This window comes from Bacteroides sp. AM23-12 (genome assembly GCF_003434395.1).
Classification (GTDB): Bacteria; Bacteroidota; Bacteroidia; order Bacteroidales; family Bacteroidaceae; genus Bacteroides; species Bacteroides thetaiotaomicron.
Genome location: NZ_QTLF01000001.1, coordinates 293,876 through 314,105 on the forward strand (window position 1 = coordinate 293,876; position 20,230 = coordinate 314,105).

Below are 20,230 nucleotides of genomic sequence, written 5' to 3' on the forward strand. Positions count from 1 at the left end.
ATATGGTTAATTATATATTACTATTTTACTATTCTGTTTTTTGTATGTGAGGTTAAGGCTGAAACAAAGCTTCTCTATTACGTCATCCAATGTTTCATCATAACGGATGCTACCTGTGAATGAAGATTGTTTAGTAAACTTTCCTTCTAGAATTATATTTGATTGGTATATTTGATTTACAATTGAAATGAGCTGGGGTAATGGGGTTTCTTTGAAGTTGTATCTTCCGTCCTTCCAATTGATATCCATTACATTCTCAACTAATGTTTGTGCATTGTTTGGATTATACATTACCTTTTGCGATGGAGACATGATAATTTTCTCTCCTGTAGATTCTACATTAAATTCTATTTTACCATGAAACAGCGTGATTTCATTTTTTTCAGCATTAGTTTGCTTGATTTGAAAACAGGTTCCCTTTACTTCTATAAAAGCTTTATTAATATGTACTTGGAAGAAACTGCCTTCATGTTTATATACTTCAAAAAATGAGTTGCCTTCTAGCCATACTTCTCTTTTTTTGTTAAAGGCTTTTGTGTATTTAATGGAACTACCTGATTCCATCCATACTTTTGTACTGTCCGGTAAAACGTGCATTTGGTTTTGTTGTGCTATCACCATTATAAATTCGTCGTTAATATTATCTCTGACTGAATTCATCCAAAATCCTCCTATTGTTAGTAAAAGAGCGAGTGAAGCTACGGCAAAATACCATCTTAGTTCTGTTAGAACTAAGATAAAAAAATGACTTTTTGAAAAAAAAACTTCTTTTTGGTTAGTGGTTAATTTATTGAATATTAGCTCATTGTGATTTTAATGATAGTTTTTCTATTTTTTTTATCGAAGGGATGTGGGGGTAGACTTAACTCAAGTGTATTTATAATATACGAGTAATAATAAATAGAATAATAACAAAGTAAGATAGGATGGATAAAGATACAAAGATGAGTTTGATTAAAGATTTGCTGGCAGGACGGCTGACTAAAAAGCAGCGGAGAAGCTATGCTGACCTGGAATCAGTGGATAGAGAACTTAAAATACAATGGAATGAATCAGAAAATAAAGCTATAGATTTTAAAATAAAAGAACAGATATGGGAAAGAGTAAAAGCAAGATGTGTAGATAGGAAAAGAAACAAAGTTCTAACAGAACTTAGTTGAATTTAATAATTAGAATAGATTTTGAAGACATTATTAAAGGAAAAAAGGTAACTTTATTATAAATAAAAATCAAAAAAAATGTTGTGGTTAATGGTTATTTCTTTATTTTTGTAACACAATTGAAAAGAGATGGAGGAGACAATAATTCTGGAAAAGGTAAAAGCGGGAGATGCGGCTGCATTTTCTTTGCTGTATGACCTTTATTGGCTGAAGGTTTATAACTTTGCACGACTTTATGTCACTTCATCTTCCGTGATTTCAGAAGTAGTTCAGGATGTTTTTGTGAAAGTTTGGGAGTCCAAAGAGTTTCTTGATATTACCAAGAATTTTGATGGGTTGCTTTTTATGATTACCCGTAATATTATATTCAATTATTCGCGTAGACATTTTAATGAGCTGAATTTTAAAATGACAGTTCTGAAAGGACTTGAAAATTCTTATGATATAGAAGAGGAATTGGATGCTGCTGATTTGAAGAACTATATTGATAAATTGATTTCGCAACTTCCGGCCAGACGGCAGCAGATCTTTAGAATGAGCCGCGAAGAGCATCTATCTAATCGGGAAATCGCGGAACGTTGTGCAGTCAGTGAAAAAGCAATAGAACGGCAGATTACCTTAGCATTGAAGTTCATCAAAGAGAACCTTCCTTTATTTGTTGTATTTATGGGATAAAGACTCAAACGTATTCATGCTCATGCTTGAGCCTGAATACGTTTAATTGCCTATATGGTGTTTTTTATTTTTTCAGTTTAAAGAAAGGGTTCTTGCTAATCTTGACATCCGAAGGTTTCATATTTTCAATTTTAACAGTACGTCCTAATACATCCCCTTCAATCTTATTGTTTGAAATAACCACAGATTTACATGCTTCCAGCGTAATACCTTCTTTACGATAGTGATAAGGCTGGTAAGTCGTATCACGTATGAGTGTATTGGAGGAGAAGGTGAGTCCGTCTACCGACCGTGCGAAGAGAATCGGATAATCAAATAGGTGGAAGGTATTATCCACAATGCGGATATTGCGATGATAGGGGTACTTCTGTTCCGATGTCGGAATTTCCGGATCAATGCTGATCACGGCTTCACAGAACTGATAAATCGAAGAATTGCAAGGATAACGGAAATCATTGTTACGTATCAGCACGTCTCTGACAGCTCCTGACTCGTACCATGCATTTGCGTCTCCGGCAATCAGAATGGCAGAGCCGCTGGATTCGAATACATTGTTCTCAATAATAACCTTGCCGGGAGTAGATACAAGCAGACCACGTGCCCGGCAACTTCCGAAATGGCAGTTGCGTATTTCTGCATCAGGTGTGCAGGTCAGATTCTCTATTACATATCCGGCTTCCACTCCGGCTGGAAGTGGTGCTGATAATTCGATGATAAATTCAGCTTTATTTAGTGCTTCAAATTTATTCATTTTACCAGTAGCTACGGTACGCATGGTTTTATGCTCTATAAATCCGATTGTTTCGTCCGGACGTCCCCATTCCATCCCTTCACTCATGTCCTGCATGAATTTGCATTTGATACGGGTAGGAGAAAGAACTTCCATAATACGGGAACATGTTCCATGGATGTTAATAGGATCATCCATCAATCCTGCCCAACTGCAGTTCTCAATCTTGAGTAATCCGCTGCATCCCATGAAGTGGAAACCGTCGTCATGTCCGCTCAGCACACGTTTCTTGGAAGTGTTAGGGATGATATGTACATCATTGAAAGATATATTCTTGCTATACTGTGACAGAATTCCCAGTCCGCAGGTATGGAATAGTTTTACGTTTTCTAGTTTTGTGTCCATGCTGTGGTAAATGAAGATACCGGCGTGGTCTCTGGTGCTGTGTCGTAACACAAGGACCGTACCCGGCGCAGGGAAGAATTTATCAGCCTCCTTTTTAGGATCGGATAAGCGTATTAATCCAGGTTTTACTTCTGTTGCATCGTATGAGCGCCAGCCTAAGTTGTCACCTGTATTTGGCAGGACGAGATGGGTGTCGGGATCAAACTGCATGATCGCCCAAAGACTGCTTTTCCATCCTTCACCGACAAAAGTCAGTCGTTTGTTTTCTATGATATAAGGATATTGGTGGGAGTCGATTTCGATCTCAAGGTATCCGGAGGTAGATTGAGTGACAATACCTTGCGCAGTTAATGGGATTTCCCAATCGACGGAGAAGTTCTTTAAGGTAATGTTCCGGCAATGATCCAAAGTGAATGGCTGCATCCGGCCATGCATAATAAACTCAGAACCATTACCGTCAATCGTCAGATCATTGATCTGCTCCAATAGCACGGCGAGAATTTTGGGATTAACATCGTAGGTGTTCGTTTCGTGATAATCTTTTTCGATAGCATGTTGTGCCCAGAAGTCATATCTTCCTTTTGGAAAGACAAGTGTGGAACCTGGATATTGCTTGCAAGCATCGATTGCCTTTTGTATAAATGGCACTGCGTTGATACGGCTGTCGGGTTTCAAACCGAAATCGGATACGGAAATAATCTTGCTTGCCGAAATGCTGTTTGCACAAAGTAAAAGTGCAGATAGTAAGCATGTCTTTAATGATAGGAATGTTCTCATGTGTTTTTATAGTTTAATTGGGGTAAATAGGTAAAATCTAATGTTTGTGTTTTTCCCAGACACCTCTGGTGAAATCCGGTATTTCTACAGGAATACTTCCGTTCAATACCGACTTCTCGCTTAATTCGGTGATACACGACCATTCGGCTGCATCATAAACGTCCATGTCAAGGGGCAGTCCGTTGCGCAGGCAATATATTAACCGATAATCCATTACATAGTTCATTTCGTTCGGTAATCCTTTACGATGTGCTTCCTCGCCGATGGTGGCGCTAAAAGGGTGTTTATAGAGAGTTAATACTTGTTCAAGTGCTTCGCCTTCAAGCGGAGTATCTCCATGAGAATCCAGGGCAATGCATGGTACCGGATATTTTTGTGCAAAGCCGAGTGTGCCGCATACTGTTTGCAGGCGACTGTAAGGGCGGGGAGTCGAAACATTATACTGAAGCATGATCGTTTTCCCTTTGGCGGTATGGATAAGCGTGGTGTTGACATCTCCCAGTTTATACTTTTGACGGGCTTCCGGTGAGTTCTCTCCGAATCTTTTCCGCGCATACTCGCTCATGCCGGCCTGATGGGTGGACATGGATACGAGATATTCCATCCTGTCATTGCGGTGGATGTCGAGGATTTGACAGGCAGGCCCTAGTCCGTGGGTGGGGTAGGGATTGCCTGTATGTTCGATACTGTATCTTTTTCCCCAGTGATTGTGGTAACCGCCTTCGCTCTCTTCGGCAAAATACATGGAACGGAGATCGTGAATATATGCTCCTTCTACATGCATTATTTCTCCGAGTACACCTTGACGTGCCATTTCGAGAGTAGTCAGGGCAAAAGGGTCATAACAGCAATTTTCCAGCATGATACAGTGGCGTCTTGTCTTTTCTGCTGTATCGACCAGTTGCCAGCATTCGGCTATATTCATGGCGGCAGGAACTTCGATAGCTACATGTTTGCCGCATTCCATTGCATAGGTTGCCATTTGGGTGTGAGTGAGCCAGTCTGTACAGATAAAAATTAAATCCAGATCGTTGCATTCACACATCTTTCGCCAGCCGCCTGGTCCGGTATATCCCGTGGCTTCGGGGTGCTTTGCTTCTTTGAGTATGAGTTGGGCTTTGTTCAAGTTACCTTCCCTGATTTCGCTGAGAGCTTTGATTTCGGTTCCTTCTATTTGCAGATAACGTTGCAGGGTGAGTAGCCCTCGATTCCCCAATCCTATGATTCCGATGCGGACAATTGGGATAGGGGGGTGTGCCAATTGCAGTACGTGTGATTGCGTTGGAGAATCTTCCATGTTCTTAGAGGTTTAAAGTTATACAAAAAAAGAGAATCTAATTTCTCAGATTCTCTTTGAAGAGCGGAAGACGGGGCTCAAACCCGCGACCCTCAGCTTGGAAGGCTAATGCTCTATCAACTGAGCTACTTCCGCAATTTTTGTGGGCAAAGATGGATTCGAACCACCGAAGGCGTAAGCCAGCAGATTTACAGTCTGCCCCATTTGGCCACTCTGGTATTTGCCCTTTTGTGCTTTTGAGGAGGTTTGTTTCTCAATTGCGGTGCAAAGATACAACTATTTATTTAAACTCCAAACAAAATCGATCATTTTTATTGCAGAAATTGCACATTCATCTCCTTTGTTACCCAGTTTGCCACCGGCACGATCCTCTGCTTGCTCCATTGTATTGGTGGTAATTAATCCGTAAATGACTGGTATGTCGCCAGTTGCGTTTAATTCGGTAATTCCTTGAGTTGCTCCCATACAAACATAATCAAAATGTGGAGTATCTCCTTTAATTACGCAACCAATTGCAATAATTGCATCCACATCGCAATTTTCCATCATTTGATTGGCGCCGAAAGTTAGTTCGAAACTTCCCGGTACAGTTTTCACCAGAATATTTTCGTCTTTCACTCCATGTTTTTTTAATGTATTGACTGCGCCGTTCAGTAAGGCTCCGGTAATATTGAAATTCCATTCGGATACGACGATGCCGAATTTCATGTTTTCAGCGTTTGGTACAGAGTTGAAATCGTATTCGGATAAGTTATGGTATGCTGTTGCCATAATTGTAGTAATTAAAGTGGGTTATAAATACATGATTTTAAAAAGGCACGGATTACACGGATTTCACGGTAGCTTCGCATAATTGCATTAGTACATATTGTGCGTACTAAAAACCGTGAAATCCGTGTAATCCGTGCCTAACCTTCTATTATATATAATAAGGTATATTATTTCTTCATCAATTTAGCCTGTTCGATGTACTTGTCGATGTCCATAGCCTGGTAAGACTGGAAGTATTTGTCCTTGATCTTAGTGTAGGCATTAACGGCATCATCATACTTTCCTTGTTTCACCAGGATTTCACCGGCTTGCATCAGGAAGATAGGGCTTAATGAGTTATTGTCAGCTTTGTCTGCTGCAGAGAGCAGGGTAGAAGCGGCTTTGTCCAGCTGACCCAGTTGTGCGTAGCAGTTTCCTGTTGCGCCGAGGATAGCGGGAGCTACCATCTGGTCGCCTCCGTTGAAGCCGTCGAGCATCTTTACTGCTTCGTCATATTTACCCAGTTGTGCGTAGCAGATTCCTGCATATGCTTTTGCCAGATTAGCGGCTTTTGTTCCGCTATATTCGTCGGCAACTTTGAGGAAACCTACATAACCAATACTATCACCGTTCAGTGCTTGTTCATAAGCATCTTGTTCAAAGTATTCCTGTCCTTTGAAAAGAGCAGCCTGTGCCTTTTCTTCACGTGGCTCAGCATAGAGGTTCTTGTACATGATAAAACCTGCTACGATGATAATCACGGCTACAACACCGCCGATGATTGCGTTTTTGTACTTAACAAGAAATGCTTCCGATTGTGTCAGTGCATCTTCTACGTTCAGATGTTCGTTCTGATTCTTTTGTTCTGCCATTTTTATATGATTCTTTTTGTTATTATTCATCGTTTGATAATTCGACTCGCAAAAGTAGTTTTTTTATATCTACAAACGAAATTTAGAGGCATCTTTTTTTGTTTTACGCTCGAAAACCTCGAAAAACTTGCTACTTTTGTGAACAAATTAACGCGTATACAATGATACTGAAACGGATATCCATATTAAACTATAAGAATCTGGAACAGGTAGAGATCGGATTCTCCGCCAAACTGAATTGTTTCTTCGGACAGAACGGGATGGGAAAGACGAATCTGCTGGATGCAGTGTACTTTTTATCTTTCTGCAAGAGTTCGGGTAATCCGATTGATTCGCAGAACATTCGGCACGAACAGGATTTCTTTGTTATTCAGGGCTTTTATGAGGCGGAAGATGGCACACCAGAGGAGATTTACTGCGGAATGAAGCGTCGTTCGAAAAAGCAATTCAAACGGAATAAAAAGGAGTATAGCCGCTTTTCCGATCATATCGGCTTTCTGCCGTTAGTGATGGTTTCGCCTGCCGATTCGGAGTTGATAGCCGGAGGAAGTGACGAACGGCGCCGCTTTATGGACGTCGTGATCTCTCAGTATGATAAGGAATATCTGGAAGCATTGATACGCTATAATAAGGCATTGGCACAGCGTAATACCTTATTAAAAATTGAATTTCCGGTAGAAGAGGAATTGTTCCTGGTTTGGGAGGAGATGATGGCGCAAGCGGGTGAAATTGTTTTTCGCAAGCGGGAGGCGTTTATCGAAGAGTTTATTCCTATTTTCCAGTCGTTTTATTCTTTTATTTCCCAGGATAAAGAACAGGTGGGGCTGTCTTATGATTCGCATGCACGGGATGCTTCTTTACTGGAAGTTCTGAAGCAAAGCCGGGAACGGGATAAGATTATGGGATTCTCTTTGCGGGGAATTCATAAAGATGAACTGAATATGCTGTTGGGCGACTTTCCGATCAAGAAGGAAGGTTCGCAGGGACAGAATAAAACGTATCTGGTAGCGTTGAAGCTGGCACAGTTCGACTTCTTGAAACGTACGGGGCAGACCGTCCCTTTATTGCTGTTGGATGATATTTTTGATAAACTGGATGCTTCGCGGGTAGAGCAGATTGTCAAGCTGGTGGCTGGTGATAACTTCGGACAGATATTTATTACGGATACTAACCGTGAACATCTGGATCGTATTCTGCAGAAGGTAGGCAGCGATTATAAAGTATTTCGCGTAGATCAGGGTGTAATTAATGAAATGGGAGCTGAACAATGAAACGTAACGATGCCGAGCAGATAGGAAAACTGATTCAGCAATACCTGCGTCAGGAGAGTCTGGAGTCTCCTCTCAATGAGCAGCGGTTGCTGGATGCCTGGCCGCAGGTGTTGGGACCGGCGGCAAGCTATACCAGTAATCTCTATATCCGTAACCAGACGCTGTATGTACATCTCACTTCCGCCGCCCTTCGTCAGGAACTGATGATGGGACGGGAACTTTTGGTGCGTACTCTGAATCAGAGAGTAGGGGCTACGGTTATCACAAACATTATTTTTCGTTGAGGAAAGGAATTCTGTCTGTCACTTTCATCCCCAGCTTTTGGAGCGTCTCATTTGCCCGGTCATAGTAGAACGGAGTTTCCAGATATTGGTTGTTGTGGGCATCCACTCCGATAATGGCAGTGCAGCCTTCGTGCGCTGCTATTTCCCAAAAATCAGGGTGGGGAATGGTTGTTATTCCATGTTCGTCGTTGTAATCTTCGTAGCCTATATTATATTCCAGGGGCAGGTTCAGGCGGGCGGCCGTTCGGCAGATATGTCTGCTGACAAGTTTACAATGACGGTCAAATTCAGGATATGAACGCATGAACAGGTCGGGATGTGCCAGATAGGCAAACAAACCGCTTTCCATACCTTCAATCGCACTCTCTTCATAAAGTTCAAGCATATCTAACGTATGGGTATTTCGCCCGAAATAAGGAAACTTCTCATCTGTATGGAAATGGTGGTTGCCGAAGATGATGTAATCCAGCTGATACTCCTTGATAACTCCTTTCAGCCAGGGAATATACTCCGGAAAATATTCACATTCCAAGCCGATTTTAATGCTGATCTGATCTTTATATTTCTTTTGTAGCGAGCGGAGGCTTTCTACATACTCCGGCAGTTCTTCGGGAATCATCCGGATGTCGGATACATAATCGGTATGGTATTTCCATGGAGTGTGGTCAGAGAAACCAAGTTCCTGATAGCCGCCTTTGATGGCACTTAAAACAAATTCTTCGTCACTCCCTGTCGCATGGAGGCAGCGGGTGGTGTGGGTGTGATAATTCGTCCTCATTACTTGTTATAATTATGTCCATGCAGATGTCGAATGCTTCTGCCGGAACTTCTTCTACTATTTGAAATGGGAAGCAGATGCCTGCTTTATAAGCTGCGGGGATACGTGGCAGCAAACGGTCATAATAGCCTTTTCCCCTCCCCAGCCGGTTTCCTTTCCGGTCGAAAGCTACACCGGGAACGGCAATAAAGTCTATGTCTGCATAGTCCGTAAATGTTTCTCCAACAGGCTCTTCAATACCGTAAGTGCCGGTTGCCATATCCTCGGGACCGGTATAGAGGCGTAATTCCAATTCATCACCGACAACTACCGGAAGCAATATCCGTTTCTCATTGCTCCATTTCCGGATAAACGCATGCGTGTCTACTTCATCTTTGAGCGAATGGTAGAGCAATACAGTAGTTGCCGCCCTGAAAGCCGGGTGGACTTCGAGGGCGGCAAGTATTTTAGCTGATTGAAGCTTCTGCAAAGTCGAAGATGCGTGTCGGATCTTCAGTGATGCCATAAGCTTGCGCAGTTCTTTTTTTCTTTCCATCTTTATTATCTTTCGTCACTTCCTCTTCTGTCTCGGCGGGTGCTTTTGGGAAAGCTTCTCCCTTTTCGAGCAGTTCTATACCTTGTTGTACTGTAGCATCCGATTTATTGAAGTATTTCAGATAAGCTTCCAGTCCCAGCATATTATAGATAATGTTGCCGTATATATTCGCTTCCAGTCGTTTATACGATTTCTGGATCAGAATATTCCTTCTCTTTACACCTTTCGAGTCGGCAAAGCGGATGAACTGCTCTACCAAACCTTGGTGACGAAGATAATTCAGCAGGTCTTCTTCCGTTTCATACTGGCTCAGTTTCTTCCGGTTATTGTCCGTGTACTGGAAAGTAAACTGAAGAGTTAGTCCGCGGTTGATTACTGATGAGAGATAAGAAGTGACTCCGGTAGTATCTTGTGGTACAAATACGTCCGGCATGATACCGCCACCACCATAAACAGTGCGTCCCAGGCTGGTGAGATAGCGTTCGTTTTCGTTCAGCTTGATGCTGTCGCGTGAGAAGAACTCACCGTGTTCGTAGCGGTTGTATATGTCTAGTTCATAATTCTTGTCTTTACCACTTTCGTAAGGACGTTGGATGCAACGCCCTGAAGGAGTATAATAGCGGGCGATAGTCAGGCGGATAGCAGAGCCGTCGCTGAAGTCAATCGGTTGTTGTACCAGTCCTTTTCCGAAGGAACGGCGTCCTACCACTGTACCGCGATCATTATCCTGAATTGCTCCGGTAAAGATTTCGCTGGCAGAAGCAGAACCCTCGTCAATCAATACAACGAGTGGCATTTTCTGGCAACTGCCCGTACCGTTGGCAAATTCTTCCGCACGGGGATATTTACGTCCTTGTGTATATACAATCAGTTTACCTTCGGGCAGGAATTCATTCACCATGCGGATGGCAGCTTCCATGTATCCTCCTGTATTGCCGCGAAGGTCAATAATCAGTCCTTTACATTTCTTATGATTGAGCTGAGCCAAGGCGTTAAGCAATTCTACGTGGCTTGTCCGTCCGAATTTGCTGACTTTTACATAACCGATATCATCGTTCAGCATATAGGCAGCGTCTACTGTATTTTGAGGAATGTCTCCGCGGGTGATGGTAAAGTCCAGCAATTTCGGTTCTCCTACGCGTTTGACACCCAGTTTCACCTGCGATCCCTTAGGACCTTTCAGTGTGCGCATGGCTAGTTCGTTGTTCAGCTTTTTGCCTACAAATAAACTGTCGTCTACATTAACGATGCGGTCGCCCGCCATGAGTCCCACTTTTTCAGATGGGCCTCCCTGGATAACGGCATTCACATGAATCGTATCATTCTGTATCGTAAACTGGATACCGATTCCGCTGAAACTGCCTTCCAGTTCCGAATTGACTTCTTCGAGATTCTGTGCAGGGATGTAAGTGGAGTGCGGGTCCAGTTCTGCCAGGATCTGTGGCATAGCCTTCTCCACGAGGTCGGTCATGTTTACGGTGTCTACATATTGATCATCTACGATTCTCAACAGCGCATTCAGCTTGTTGGAAGAACCGTTGATGATACCCAGACGGTTGCCGGCGAAGTGCTTGGCATAAAATGTACCGATAAGAATACCGGCCACCACGCTGATAGCTATGATGATAGGCGTAAAACGTGAAGAGTTTCTTGTACTCATGTCTATTCCTTTTTTTTAAAACGTTCGTTTTATTATTTGTTTGGAGAAGAATCTTCGTTCATTTCTGTATAGATAACTTCGATTCCTGCCCGTTTTAATAGTTCTATTCCATCTTCGAGGCGGTAATGTTCGGAGTAGACTACCCGTTTGATTCCTGCCTGTATGATTAACTTTGCACATTCGATACAAGGTGAGGCGGTGACGTACATCGTGGCACCGTCGCTGCTGTTGTTCGAGCGTGCTATCTTGGTGATAGCGTTTGCTTCCGCATGGAGAACATAAGGTTTTGTCAGGTTATTCTCGTCCTCGCATACGTTTTCGAAGCCCGAAGGAGTACCATTGTATCCGTCGGAGATAATCATTTTGTCTTTGACGATCAACGCTCCTACCTTACGGCGCTGGCAATAAGAGTTTTCCGCCCAAATGCTTGCCATACGTATGTAACGTTTGTCCAGTTCCAATTGTTTCTTTTCCGTGTCCATGAGAGTGTCTTTTATTTTACAACGTGAAAAACTAAAGAAAGTGTCTGCTGGCTACCGGAAGGTTTATAGTAAAGGTATAGATTTCGCTCATCTCCTCCGTAAGAGGTTGCGTTGTTCAGCCCTTCTATGAAATTCTTTGCTAATATATCTGATGATTCATTACCTCCTTGGATAGATGCATTGAATTGGTTGTCCTTTCCATTGGCGGACCATGATCCAGTGAAAGTAGAGGTTATCACTGTGCCACTTAAGGTCCCGATGATGATATTGCTTTCTTCCATTCCATTAAAGGTAATTACATACCTACCTGTTTCGTCAAGCAATTTCATGCTTTGTTCGCGGGCTTTGTTGTCGTTTCCCCAAAAATTAAACATTTGATGGCTATCTTTGACTGTGATATAAGTCAGTTTCCATGTCTTGCCGGTGAAGATGCCGGCTACATCATCCGTATCATTACATCCGGAAAACATCGGAAGCAATAACAGCAATCCTAATACTTTAAGTATCAATCTCTTCTTCATGTCCAATTCTCTCCTTTTTTAATTGTATTGTTTCTTTATGCCGTTTCGGATCAGCAATGCGTCAATGGTAGGCTCCTGCCCGCGGAAGCGCTTGTAGAGCAACATCGGGTGTTCTGTACCTCCTTTCGACAGGATATTGTTGCGGAACGAATCTGCTACTTCACGGTTGAAGATTCCTTGCTGTTTGAACAGTGAGAATGCATCCGCATCCAGCACTTCTGCCCATTTATAACTGTAATATCCTGCGGAATATCCTCCGGCAAAGATATGGGAGAATTGTGTACTCATGCAGGCTTCTTTGACTATCGGCAATACTTGTGCGTCTTTCCAGGCTTCCTGTTCATAGGCTTTTACATCGCCCTCGAAAGGAGTGTTGCGGGTGTACCATGCCATATCGAGCAGCCCGAAGCTCACTTGTCTCAGGCAGGCATAGGCTGCATTGAAATTCGAAGCATCCACGAGTCTCTGTATCAGTTCGTCCGGAAGCACTTCTCCGGTTTCATAATGACGGGCAAAGGTATTAAGAAATTCTTTCTCGATGGCAAAGTTTTCCATGATCTGTGAAGGAAGTTCCACAAAGTCCCAATATACGTTTGTTCCGCTTAGGCTCTGATAGGTTGAGTTGGCAAACATGCCATGCAGGCTGTGCCCGAACTCATGCAGGAATGTCTCCACTTCGTTGAAAGTCAGCAAAGCAGGTTTGCTTTCGGTTGGCTTGGTGAAGTTCATCACTACAGATATATGCGGTCGGCTGTCTTCACCGGTTACGGGATCTATCCATTGTTCCTTGTAGCTGGTCATCCAGGCTCCGGCGCGTTTTCCGGGACGGGGATGGAAGTCAGTGTACAGTACGGACAGGAACTTACCGTCTTTGTCGAATACCTCGTAGGCTTCAACATCTTTGTGATAAACCGGGATTTCCGTATTTTTCCGGAAAGTGATTCCGTAGAGTCTTTCTGCCAGTCCGAATACTCCTTTTTTTACTTGTTCCAGTTCGAAGTAAGGACGGAGCATTTCTTCATTGATATTGAATTTCTTGTTTTTCAGCTTATTGGAATAGTAGCTCCAGTCCCAGGGCATGACAATGAAGTCATCACCTTGTTCCTCACGTGCCAGTTCCTGTACTTCGAGATATTCTTTCTGTGCGGTGGGAGTGTAGGCTTCCAATAGTTGGTTGAGCAGCTTATATACGGCATCGCTGTTTTCAGCCATTCGTTTTTTGAGGGTATATTCCGCATAATCTTTATATCCTAGTAGCTGGGCTATTTTCATGCGTGTATTAACCAGCTTCTTTACGATTTCGATATTGTTGAATTCGTTATCGTGTGTACACTTTGTATTATATGCGATGTAGAGCTTATGGCGCAACTCGCGGTTGTCGGCATAAGTCATGAAAGGCACATAACTTGGAGCGTGCAGGGTGAAAGCCCATCCTTCTTTATCCTCACTTCTGGCTGTTTCGGCAGCAGCTTCTACGATGATTTCCGGCAGTCCGGCAATGCTGGCTTTGTCTGTCAGAAGCATTTGATACCTGTTTGTCTCCTTCAGGTTGTTTTCGCTGAAGTCGAGTGTCAGTTTGCTCAGTTCGTTGGTCAGTTGTCGGTATTGTTCACGGGCTTCTCCTTCGAGGTTGGCACCGTGGCGTACAAAACTGTCGTATATATCGTCTAGCAGGCGATTCTGTTCCTGGGTCAGTTGCAGAGATTGTTTTTGTCCGTACACTTCTTTCACGCGGGCAAACAACTTCTCATTCAGTGTGATGTTGTTGCTGTGTTCGCTGAGTAGTGGCATGATTTTCTGAGCCAATGCCTGTAAGTCGTCATTGGTTTCAGCACTAAGCATATTGCCGAATACGGCAGTTACTTTGTCCAGCAGCCTTCCGGATTGTTCGTAGGCTTCTATTGTATTTGTAAATGTCGCCTTCTCCGGGTTTTGTATGATCGCATCAAGTTCCGCATTCTGTTGTTTGATTCCTTCGAGGATGGCAGGCTCATAATGCTCTGTCTTGATCCGGTCAAAGGGCACAGTCCCATGCGGTGTCTGATACTGACCGAAGAAAGGATTCTGAGCGTTCAGTATATTGTTCATGGTGTAAACTAGTATCAATGTTATTAATAATCTCTTCATAATTCTCTTCATAGAAGTACAAAACTACTAAAATTGTAGGTTATACCACGGATAATACCTTGCTTTTTAACAATATATAAAATGAAGACAAAAAAACCGCTACGGTTTTCCGCAGCGGTTTCCTATATGTTTAGATTTCTAATTAAGCGTTAACTGATGCCATGTGAGCGATCAAGTCAAGAACTTTGTTAGAGTAACCGATTTCGTTGTCATACCAAGATACAACTTTTACGAAAGTGTCAGTCAAAGCGATACCAGCTTTAGCATCGAAGATAGAAGTACGAGCGTCACCCAAGAAGTCAGAAGAAACTACTGCATCTTCAGTGTAACCCAGGATACCCTTCAATTCGCCTTCAGAAGCTTCTTTCATAGCAGCGCAGATTTCAGCGTAAGTAGCCGGTTTAGCCAAGTTAACAGTCAAGTCAACTACAGAAACGTCCAAAGTAGGAACGCGCATAGACATACCAGTCAATTTACCGTTCAAAGCCGGGATTACTTTACCTACAGCTTTAGCAGCACCAGTAGAAGAAGGGATGATGTTGCCAGAAGCAGCACGACCACCTCTCCAGTCTTTCATAGAAGGACCGTCAACTGTTTTCTGAGTAGCAGTTGTAGAGTGAACTGTAGTCATCAAACCGTCAAGGATACCGAACTTGTCGTTCAATACTTTAGCGATAGGAGCCAGACAGTTAGTAGTACAAGAAGCGTTAGAAACGAACTGAGTACCTTTCACGTATGTTTTTTCGTTTACACCGCAAACGAACATCGGAGTGTCATCTTTAGAAGGAGCTGACATTACAACATATTTTGCACCAGCTTCGATATGAGCCTGAGCTTTGTCTTTGCTCAAGAACAAACCTGTAGATTCAACAACGTATTCAGCACCTACAGCATCCCATTTCAAGTCAGCCGGGTTTCTTTCTGCAGTGATGCGGATAGCCTGACCGTTAACGATCAATTTGCTGTTTTCAACATCTGCTTCGATAGTACCGTCGAATTGACCGTGCATTGTGTCATACTTCAGCATGTAAGCCAAGTAGTCTACCGGGCAAAGGTCGTTGATACCTACGATTTGAATATCGTTTCTTTTCATTGCAGCGCGGAAAACGAAACGTCCGATACGTCCGAATCCATTAATACCTACTTTAATCATTTTGTTTAAACTTTTAAGGGTTTTATAATATTTGTTCAAATATCTCTCAGCTCGCGCATTTGTTTTATTTTCAAATGCGGTGCAAAATTACAAAAATGTTTTTATATTCGCATATTAAATTCACATTAAATATTGAAAAAAGATGGGAAAGAGCACATTTTTACAAGACTTTAAGGCGTTTGCCATGAAAGGGAACGTCATTGACATGGCTGTCGGTGTAGTTATCGGCGGCGCGTTTGGGAAGATCGTATCGTCACTGGTGGCGAATGTTATTATGCCCCCAATAGGCTTATTGGTTGGTGGTGTGAACTTTACAGATCTGAAATGGGTAATGAAAGCGGCTGAAGTTGGAGCAGACGGTAAGGAGATTGCTCCTGCCGTATCTCTGGATTATGGACAATTTCTGCAAGCAACTTTTGACTTTCTGATTATAGCTTTTGCTATATTCCTATTTATACGTCTGATCACTAAACTGACCACGAAGAAGGCGGCAGAGGAAGCCCCGGCTGCTCCTCCTGCACCACCTGCTCCTACTAAAGAAGAGGTGTTGCTGACTGAGATTCGTGACTTGCTGAAAGAGAAGAAATAAGTACTTGTATAATGAATAGGAGATTCTGTTTTGAGTCTCCTATTTATTATATATAAGTCTCTCTGACATCGTTTCCCTTTTCGGATTTTATGTTGTCCGATGATATATTTCTCTCGTAAATTTCGATTTTTCTGTTTATTCTTCTATCTTTTTGCCTACTTTTTTCTACTTTTGCAAATCATTTATTCAAAATCCAACCATTGATATGCAGGAGAAAATAATAATTCTTGATTTCGGTTCGCAGACAACACAGCTGATTGGTCGTCGCGTACGCGAACTGGACACGTATTGCGAAATTGTTCCTTATAACAAGTTTCCTAAAGAAGATCCGACAATTAAAGGAGTCATCCTTTCCGGAAGTCCTTTTTCGGTTTATGATAAAGATGCCTTCAAAGTAGACTTGAGTGAGATTCGTGGTAAATATCCTATTTTGGGTATCTGCTATGGTGCACAGTTTATGGCGTATACTAACAATGGAAAAGTAGAACCGGCCGGTACACGTGAATATGGCCGTGCACATCTGACTTCTTTCTGCAAGGATAATGTGCTGTTTAAAGGAGTTCGTGAGAATACGCAGGTATGGATGAGTCATGGTGATACAATCACTGCTATCCCTGATAATTTTAAGAAGATTGCTTCAACTGATAAAGTGGATATCGCTGCTTATCAGGTTGAGGGTGAGAAGGTATGGGGCGTTCAGTTCCATCCGGAAGTGTTCCATAGCGAAGACGGGACGCAGATATTGAGGAATTTCGTAGTTGATGTTTGCGGATGCAAGCAAGACTGGTCACCGGCTTCTTTCATCGAGAGTACGGTTGCTGAGTTGAAAGCTCAGTTAGGTGATGATAAAGTGGTGCTGGGATTGAGCGGTGGTGTAGATTCATCGGTTGCTGCTGTTTTGCTGAATAGAGCTATCGGTAAGAATCTGACTTGTATCTTCGTAGACCACGGTATGCTCCGTAAGAATGAGTTCAAGAATGTGATGAACGATTACGAATGCCTCGGGCTGAATGTAATTGGCGTGGATGCCAGCGAAAAGTTCTTTGCAGAGCTTGCAGGTGTGACGGAACCGGAGCGTAAACGTAAGATTATCGGTAAGGGCTTTATCGATGTATTCGATGTGGAAGCTCACAAAATAAAAGATGTGAAATGGCTGGCTCAGGGCACTATTTATCCAGACTGCATCGAATCATTGTCTATAACAGGTACAGTGATCAAGAGTCATCATAACGTAGGTGGTCTGCCCGAAAAAATGCACTTGAAGTTGTGCGAGCCGCTTCGTCTGTTGTTTAAGGATGAAGTTCGTCGTGTAGGTCGCGAGTTGGGTATGCCGGAACATCTGATTACTCGTCATCCATTCCCTGGCCCGGGTTTGGCTGTACGTATTCTTGGAGACATCACCCGTGAGAAAGTGCGTATCCTGCAAGATGCTGATGATATTTACATTCAGGGATTGCGCGACTGGGGATTGTATGATCAAGTATGGCAGGCAGGCGTTATCTTACTGCCGGTACAGTCTGTAGGTGTCATGGGAGATGAACGTACTTATGAAAGAGCGGTAGCATTGCGTGCCGTGACTTCTACTGATGCCATGACTGCCGACTGGGCGCATTTGCCATATGAATTCCTGGGTAAGATTTCGAATGATATTATTAATAAGGTGAAAGGTGTAAACCGCGTAACCTATGATATCAGTTCTAAGCCACCTGCAACTATTGAGTGGGAATAAGAGATTTTCTTGATTTATATAAAATTCCAGTATCGCAAGTTACTGGAATTTTTTTTATGTAATATACCCTTTACTTCTTATTACGGCCTATTCGCCAGAGATTGTTGGTGAAGGAGAAAATATTATTATATATGGTAGAAATTAAGGTGTGCATTTTATTTCTTATGCATTTATTCTTTTGGGGATCTACTACCTTTTTTATTTAGTAAGTTTAGGAATATATATAGTTGTGCTTGGCTGTTATGATTCATTTTTATATTTAACAGATTGGGATAAGTTGCTCTAGAACTTGGTAATTTTATACCAATAAGTGTATTTTTTCCTGTTTTCATAGGCTATTCAAAGGTTATTAAGTTTGTGTGCCACTTAAGACGGTGTAAAGTTATTAATAAAATTGGTAAACGCCATGTTTTTTTTATTTTAATTATCGGCAAACGGTATTTTTTTTGATTTTTCATTCTACTACTCAGATTGTAATAAGATAGATATAATCTTTTTATTGATGTATATTATTGATTATCATGATTTTATTGTTTTGGTTACCAAGTTCTAGAGCGACTTATTCTAATCGGTCAATTACGACTATATTTCTTAATAATTATTTATGATAATGCGAAATTGTAGGCCGCCTCCGGGCAGTGATTAAATTTTTATTATCGTTTCTTCAGCATAGATCAGAACAGTGCTGAAGAGAGATTGAATTCATTAAAAATTTCAATACCCCCAAGAAAAACAAATGAATGATAACAGTCAAACACAACTATATATATTCCTAAACTTACTAAATATTAAGATAAAGCATACACACCCAAAAACAAACGTATTAGAGTAAAAATGCACATCTTATTTCTACCACATTATCATAATGCCTAGATATAGAATAGTAAGTTTTCTACTTATCCATATTAACCCAACTAATTATTAACCTTTAATCACAGAAAAACAATGCAAAAAAGAACTATTTTTTTGACATTTTTTGTCGCCGTATTTGTCTATCTGACTTCATGTTCGGATAGTAAGAATATAGGAAGTGCAGTATTCAATCCGGATCAACCTATTGAGGTGACCGGATTTTATCCGGATTCCGGTGGGATCGCTACCCCTATGATCGTCGAAGGCAGCAACTTCGGATCAGACACTACCAATCTGAAAGTTTATTTCGAAGATGCGGATGGGATAAAGCACCAGGCGGGCTTGGTGAGTTCAAATGGTAACAAAATCTACTTGTATGTTCCTTCGGGACTGACGTACAAGAAAGAAATGAATCTTCTTGTTGCCCGAACAATGCCCGACGGAACAGAATATGAAGGACAAGCCGGAAGGCAATTTATCTACAAGACGCAGACGAGCGTGACTACCGTTGTAGGACAAGCTTCGCCGGACGCTAACCAGCCTACGGTAGGAGGAGACATCGCTACTTCTACATTGTCGGCGCCCAACTACATTAGTCTGGATGACGAGGATAATATCTTTATCACCGAACGCCACGTATGGCACGGAGGAAACAATTATCCATCTGTAACCTGTCAAAATGATAAAGGAGCGCAGTCTAACGGAAATATTGTCATGGCTTCCATTAAGAGTAATTCTGTGCTGGTACTTCAGTATGGTACGTCAGCCATCCTGAATGCTCCTGCTTTTTCGGACCTGGATGGTACGATGTACGCTCCTGAAGATGGCGGTATGGGATATTATTCTTTGGCCAAAAGCGTGAGCTATGCGCCGCGCCGCCTGACGGTGCTGCTGAATGATGAAACTAAAGACGTTGCCGATGGTAACTATAAGCACTGCTTTGTAGTGAATAAGCTGGATCATTACATTTATACAGTGATGGTTAAGGGACAACTGGTGCGGATAAAACCGAACACCCGTACTTGTGAACTCCTACTCAAGAAAGTCGGAACTTCTACCAGACCTGATGCATGTGACTCATACCTTGCTTTCAGCCCTGTCAAAGGACAGGAAAATATGCTTTATGTCGCGATGGCAGAAGGAAATCAGATATGGCGAGTGGATGTGGGAAATCTGGAAGGTAAAGACAAAAACACCTATCCCGGTGAAGGTTATGCCGGAAAGGCCATATTGGAAGGACAGGTAGCAGGAGCAGGATGGGAAGACGGTTTGCTGAGGAATGCCAAGTTTGATAATCCCCATCAAATCTGCTTTACCGAAGACGGTAAATTGTATATCGCTGATTGTGGTAACAATTGTATACGAGTAATCGATACCAAATTGCCCTTGGATAGAGCTATGGTAACTACTCCTATCGGACTTCCGGGCATGAAGGGCTATAAAGACGGCGGTCCGGATATCGCGTTGTTCAATCATCCGTTCGGTGTAGCTGTTAGTGCCGACGGACAAATTGTATATGTCGCAGATACCGGAAATAAAGTGATTCGTAAATTGTCTATACAATAACCTTTGATAATACATAT

At 42.3% G+C, this 20,230-nt stretch carries 19 protein-coding genes and 2 tRNA genes; 7 read left to right on the top strand and 14 right to left on the bottom strand.

Features of this window, described 5'->3' with window-relative positions; translation table 11 throughout:
• Window positions 1-6: 6 nt before the first annotated feature.
• A complete protein-coding gene (locus DW640_RS00950) occupies window positions 7-660 on the bottom strand; it encodes a FecR family protein (protein ID WP_048694264.1) in 654 nt (217 codons plus the stop codon).
• 266 nt (window positions 661-926) lie between these two features.
• Between DW640_RS00950 and DW640_RS00955 the strand changes: the two genes are divergently transcribed.
• Together DW640_RS00955 and DW640_RS00960 are read left to right on the top strand one after the other, a co-directional pair.
• Complete coding sequence (locus DW640_RS00955) at window positions 927-1,160, top strand: hypothetical protein (RefSeq protein ID WP_048694267.1); 234 nt, start codon at window positions 927-929, stop codon at window positions 1,158-1,160.
• 129 nt (window positions 1,161-1,289) lie between these two features.
• Window positions 1,290-1,835, top strand: coding sequence for an RNA polymerase sigma-70 factor (locus DW640_RS00960; protein ID WP_048694270.1), 546 nt, complete (start codon window positions 1,290-1,292; stop codon window positions 1,833-1,835).
• A 64-nt stretch (window positions 1,836-1,899) separates the two neighbouring features.
• Here DW640_RS00960 and DW640_RS00965 read toward each other — a convergent pair whose 3' ends face one another.
• From DW640_RS00965 to DW640_RS00990, 6 genes are all read right to left on the bottom strand, one after another.
• The gene (locus DW640_RS00965) at window positions 1,900-3,747 is read right to left on the bottom strand and encodes a right-handed parallel beta-helix repeat-containing protein (protein WP_048694274.1); all 1,848 of its coding nucleotides are present in this window, start codon (window positions 3,745-3,747) and stop codon (window positions 1,900-1,902) included.
• A 37-nt stretch (window positions 3,748-3,784) separates the two neighbouring features.
• Window positions 3,785-5,044 (bottom strand): Gfo/Idh/MocA family protein, encoded by a 1,260-nt coding sequence (locus tag DW640_RS00970; RefSeq protein ID WP_048694276.1) that lies wholly within the window; start codon window positions 5,042-5,044, stop codon window positions 3,785-3,787.
• 62 nt (window positions 5,045-5,106) lie between these two features.
• Window positions 5,107-5,179 (bottom strand) — tRNA-Gly (locus DW640_RS00975).
• An 8-nt stretch (window positions 5,180-5,187) separates the two neighbouring features.
• Window positions 5,188-5,270 (bottom strand) — tRNA-Tyr (locus tag DW640_RS00980).
• A gap of 50 nt (window positions 5,271-5,320) precedes the next feature.
• Window positions 5,321-5,815: a 6,7-dimethyl-8-ribityllumazine synthase gene (gene ribH / locus DW640_RS00985; RefSeq protein ID WP_008764452.1), complete on the bottom strand. Its 495-nt coding sequence runs from the start codon at window positions 5,813-5,815 to the stop codon at window positions 5,321-5,323.
• A 167-nt stretch (window positions 5,816-5,982) separates the two neighbouring features.
• A complete protein-coding gene (locus DW640_RS00990) occupies window positions 5,983-6,666 on the bottom strand; it encodes a tetratricopeptide repeat protein (RefSeq protein ID WP_008759931.1) in 684 nt (227 codons plus the stop codon).
• 161 nt (window positions 6,667-6,827) lie between these two features.
• Here DW640_RS00990 and DW640_RS00995 point away from each other — a divergent pair, with 161 nt between their 5' ends.
• A complete protein-coding gene (locus DW640_RS00995) occupies window positions 6,828-7,937 on the top strand; it encodes a DNA replication/repair protein RecF (protein ID WP_117576883.1) in 1,110 nt (369 codons plus the stop codon).
• Window positions 7,934-8,221, top strand: a complete 288-nt coding sequence (locus tag DW640_RS01000) for a DUF721 domain-containing protein (RefSeq protein WP_008764453.1) — start codon at window positions 7,934-7,936, stop codon at window positions 8,219-8,221. The genes DW640_RS00995 and DW640_RS01000 overlap by 4 nt, the downstream gene beginning before the upstream one ends.
• On the opposite strand, the gene DW640_RS01005 is transcribed toward DW640_RS01000, so the two are convergent.
• From DW640_RS01005 to gap, 7 genes are all read right to left on the bottom strand, one after another.
• Window positions 8,208-8,999, bottom strand: coding sequence for a histidinol-phosphatase (locus DW640_RS01005; protein ID WP_072066207.1), 792 nt, complete (start codon window positions 8,997-8,999; stop codon window positions 8,208-8,210). The genes DW640_RS01000 and DW640_RS01005 overlap by 14 nt on opposite strands.
• A complete protein-coding gene (locus DW640_RS01010) occupies window positions 8,944-9,468 on the bottom strand; it encodes a 5-formyltetrahydrofolate cyclo-ligase (RefSeq protein ID WP_233525417.1) in 525 nt (174 codons plus the stop codon). Before DW640_RS01010 ends, DW640_RS01005 begins: the two co-directional genes overlap by 56 nt.
• A complete protein-coding gene (locus tag DW640_RS01015) occupies window positions 9,446-11,194 on the bottom strand; it encodes a S41 family peptidase (protein ID WP_048692196.1) in 1,749 nt (582 codons plus the stop codon). The genes DW640_RS01010 and DW640_RS01015 overlap by 23 nt, the downstream gene beginning before the upstream one ends.
• Before the next feature lie 32 nt (window positions 11,195-11,226).
• Window positions 11,227-11,676, bottom strand: a complete 450-nt coding sequence (locus tag DW640_RS01020; RefSeq protein ID WP_008759937.1) for a dCMP deaminase family protein — start codon at window positions 11,674-11,676, stop codon at window positions 11,227-11,229.
• 11 nt (window positions 11,677-11,687) lie between these two features.
• A complete protein-coding gene (locus DW640_RS01025; protein ID WP_048692200.1) occupies window positions 11,688-12,197 on the bottom strand; it encodes a DUF4847 domain-containing protein in 510 nt (169 codons plus the stop codon).
• 18 nt (window positions 12,198-12,215) lie between these two features.
• Window positions 12,216-14,285 carry a M3 family metallopeptidase gene (locus tag DW640_RS01030; RefSeq protein ID WP_072066208.1) on the bottom strand — a complete coding sequence of 690 codons (2,070 nt, stop codon included), beginning with the start codon at window positions 14,283-14,285 and terminating at the stop codon, window positions 12,216-12,218.
• Between the two features lie 181 nt (window positions 14,286-14,466).
• Window positions 14,467-15,477, bottom strand: coding sequence for a type I glyceraldehyde-3-phosphate dehydrogenase (gap, locus tag DW640_RS01035; protein WP_016268477.1), 1,011 nt, complete (start codon window positions 15,475-15,477; stop codon window positions 14,467-14,469).
• 142 nt (window positions 15,478-15,619) lie between these two features.
• Between gap and mscL the strand changes: the two genes are divergently transcribed.
• The 3 genes from mscL (at window position 15,620) to DW640_RS01050 (ending at window position 20,213) form a co-directional block, all read left to right on the top strand.
• Window positions 15,620-16,066, top strand: a complete 447-nt coding sequence (gene mscL / locus DW640_RS01040; RefSeq protein WP_008759941.1) for a large-conductance mechanosensitive channel protein MscL — start codon at window positions 15,620-15,622, stop codon at window positions 16,064-16,066.
• A gap of 205 nt (window positions 16,067-16,271) precedes the next feature.
• Complete coding sequence (gene guaA / locus DW640_RS01045; protein ID WP_008764459.1) at window positions 16,272-17,795, top strand: glutamine-hydrolyzing GMP synthase; 1,524 nt, start codon at window positions 16,272-16,274, stop codon at window positions 17,793-17,795.
• 945 nt (window positions 17,796-18,740) lie between these two features.
• Window positions 18,741-20,213, top strand: coding sequence for a hypothetical protein (locus DW640_RS01050; protein WP_117576887.1), 1,473 nt, complete (start codon window positions 18,741-18,743; stop codon window positions 20,211-20,213).
• The last annotated feature ends 17 nt before the right edge of the window (window positions 20,214-20,230 follow it).

Excerpts from the sequence above, each read along its gene's own strand:
- DW640_RS00950 (WP_048694264.1), bottom strand. The coding sequence starts at position 660 with ATGAATTCAGTCAGAGATAATATTAACGACGAATTTATAATGGTGATA.
- DW640_RS00955 (WP_048694267.1), top strand. The coding sequence starts at position 927 with ATGGATAAAGATACAAAGATGAGTTTGATTAAAGATTTGCTGGCAGGA.
- DW640_RS00960 (WP_048694270.1), top strand. The coding sequence starts at position 1,290 with ATGGAGGAGACAATAATTCTGGAAAAGGTAAAAGCGGGAGATGCGGCT.
- DW640_RS00965 (WP_048694274.1), bottom strand. The coding sequence starts at position 3,747 with ATGAGAACATTCCTATCATTAAAGACATGCTTACTATCTGCACTTTTA.
- DW640_RS00970 (WP_048694276.1), bottom strand. The coding sequence starts at position 5,044 with ATGGAAGATTCTCCAACGCAATCACACGTACTGCAATTGGCACACCCC.
- ribH (WP_008764452.1), bottom strand. The coding sequence starts at position 5,815 with ATGGCAACAGCATACCATAACTTATCCGAATACGATTTCAACTCTGTA.
- DW640_RS00990 (WP_008759931.1), bottom strand. The coding sequence starts at position 6,666 with ATGGCAGAACAAAAGAATCAGAACGAACATCTGAACGTAGAAGATGCA.
- DW640_RS00995 (WP_117576883.1), top strand. The coding sequence starts at position 6,828 with ATGATACTGAAACGGATATCCATATTAAACTATAAGAATCTGGAACAG.
- DW640_RS01000 (WP_008764453.1), top strand. The coding sequence starts at position 7,934 with ATGAAACGTAACGATGCCGAGCAGATAGGAAAACTGATTCAGCAATAC.
- DW640_RS01005 (WP_072066207.1), bottom strand. The coding sequence starts at position 8,999 with ATGAGGACGAATTATCACACCCACACCACCCGCTGCCTCCATGCGACA.
- DW640_RS01015 (WP_048692196.1), bottom strand. The coding sequence starts at position 11,194 with ATGAGTACAAGAAACTCTTCACGTTTTACGCCTATCATCATAGCTATC.
- DW640_RS01020 (WP_008759937.1), bottom strand. The coding sequence starts at position 11,676 with ATGGACACGGAAAAGAAACAATTGGAACTGGACAAACGTTACATACGT.
- DW640_RS01025 (WP_048692200.1), bottom strand. The coding sequence starts at position 12,197 with ATGAAGAAGAGATTGATACTTAAAGTATTAGGATTGCTGTTATTGCTT.
- DW640_RS01030 (WP_072066208.1), bottom strand. The coding sequence starts at position 14,285 with ATGAACAATATACTGAACGCTCAGAATCCTTTCTTCGGTCAGTATCAG.
- gap (WP_016268477.1), bottom strand. The coding sequence starts at position 15,477 with ATGATTAAAGTAGGTATTAATGGATTCGGACGTATCGGACGTTTCGTT.
- mscL (WP_008759941.1), top strand. The coding sequence starts at position 15,620 with ATGGGAAAGAGCACATTTTTACAAGACTTTAAGGCGTTTGCCATGAAA.
- guaA (WP_008764459.1), top strand. The coding sequence starts at position 16,272 with ATGCAGGAGAAAATAATAATTCTTGATTTCGGTTCGCAGACAACACAG.
- DW640_RS01050 (WP_117576887.1), top strand. The coding sequence starts at position 18,741 with ATGCAAAAAAGAACTATTTTTTTGACATTTTTTGTCGCCGTATTTGTC.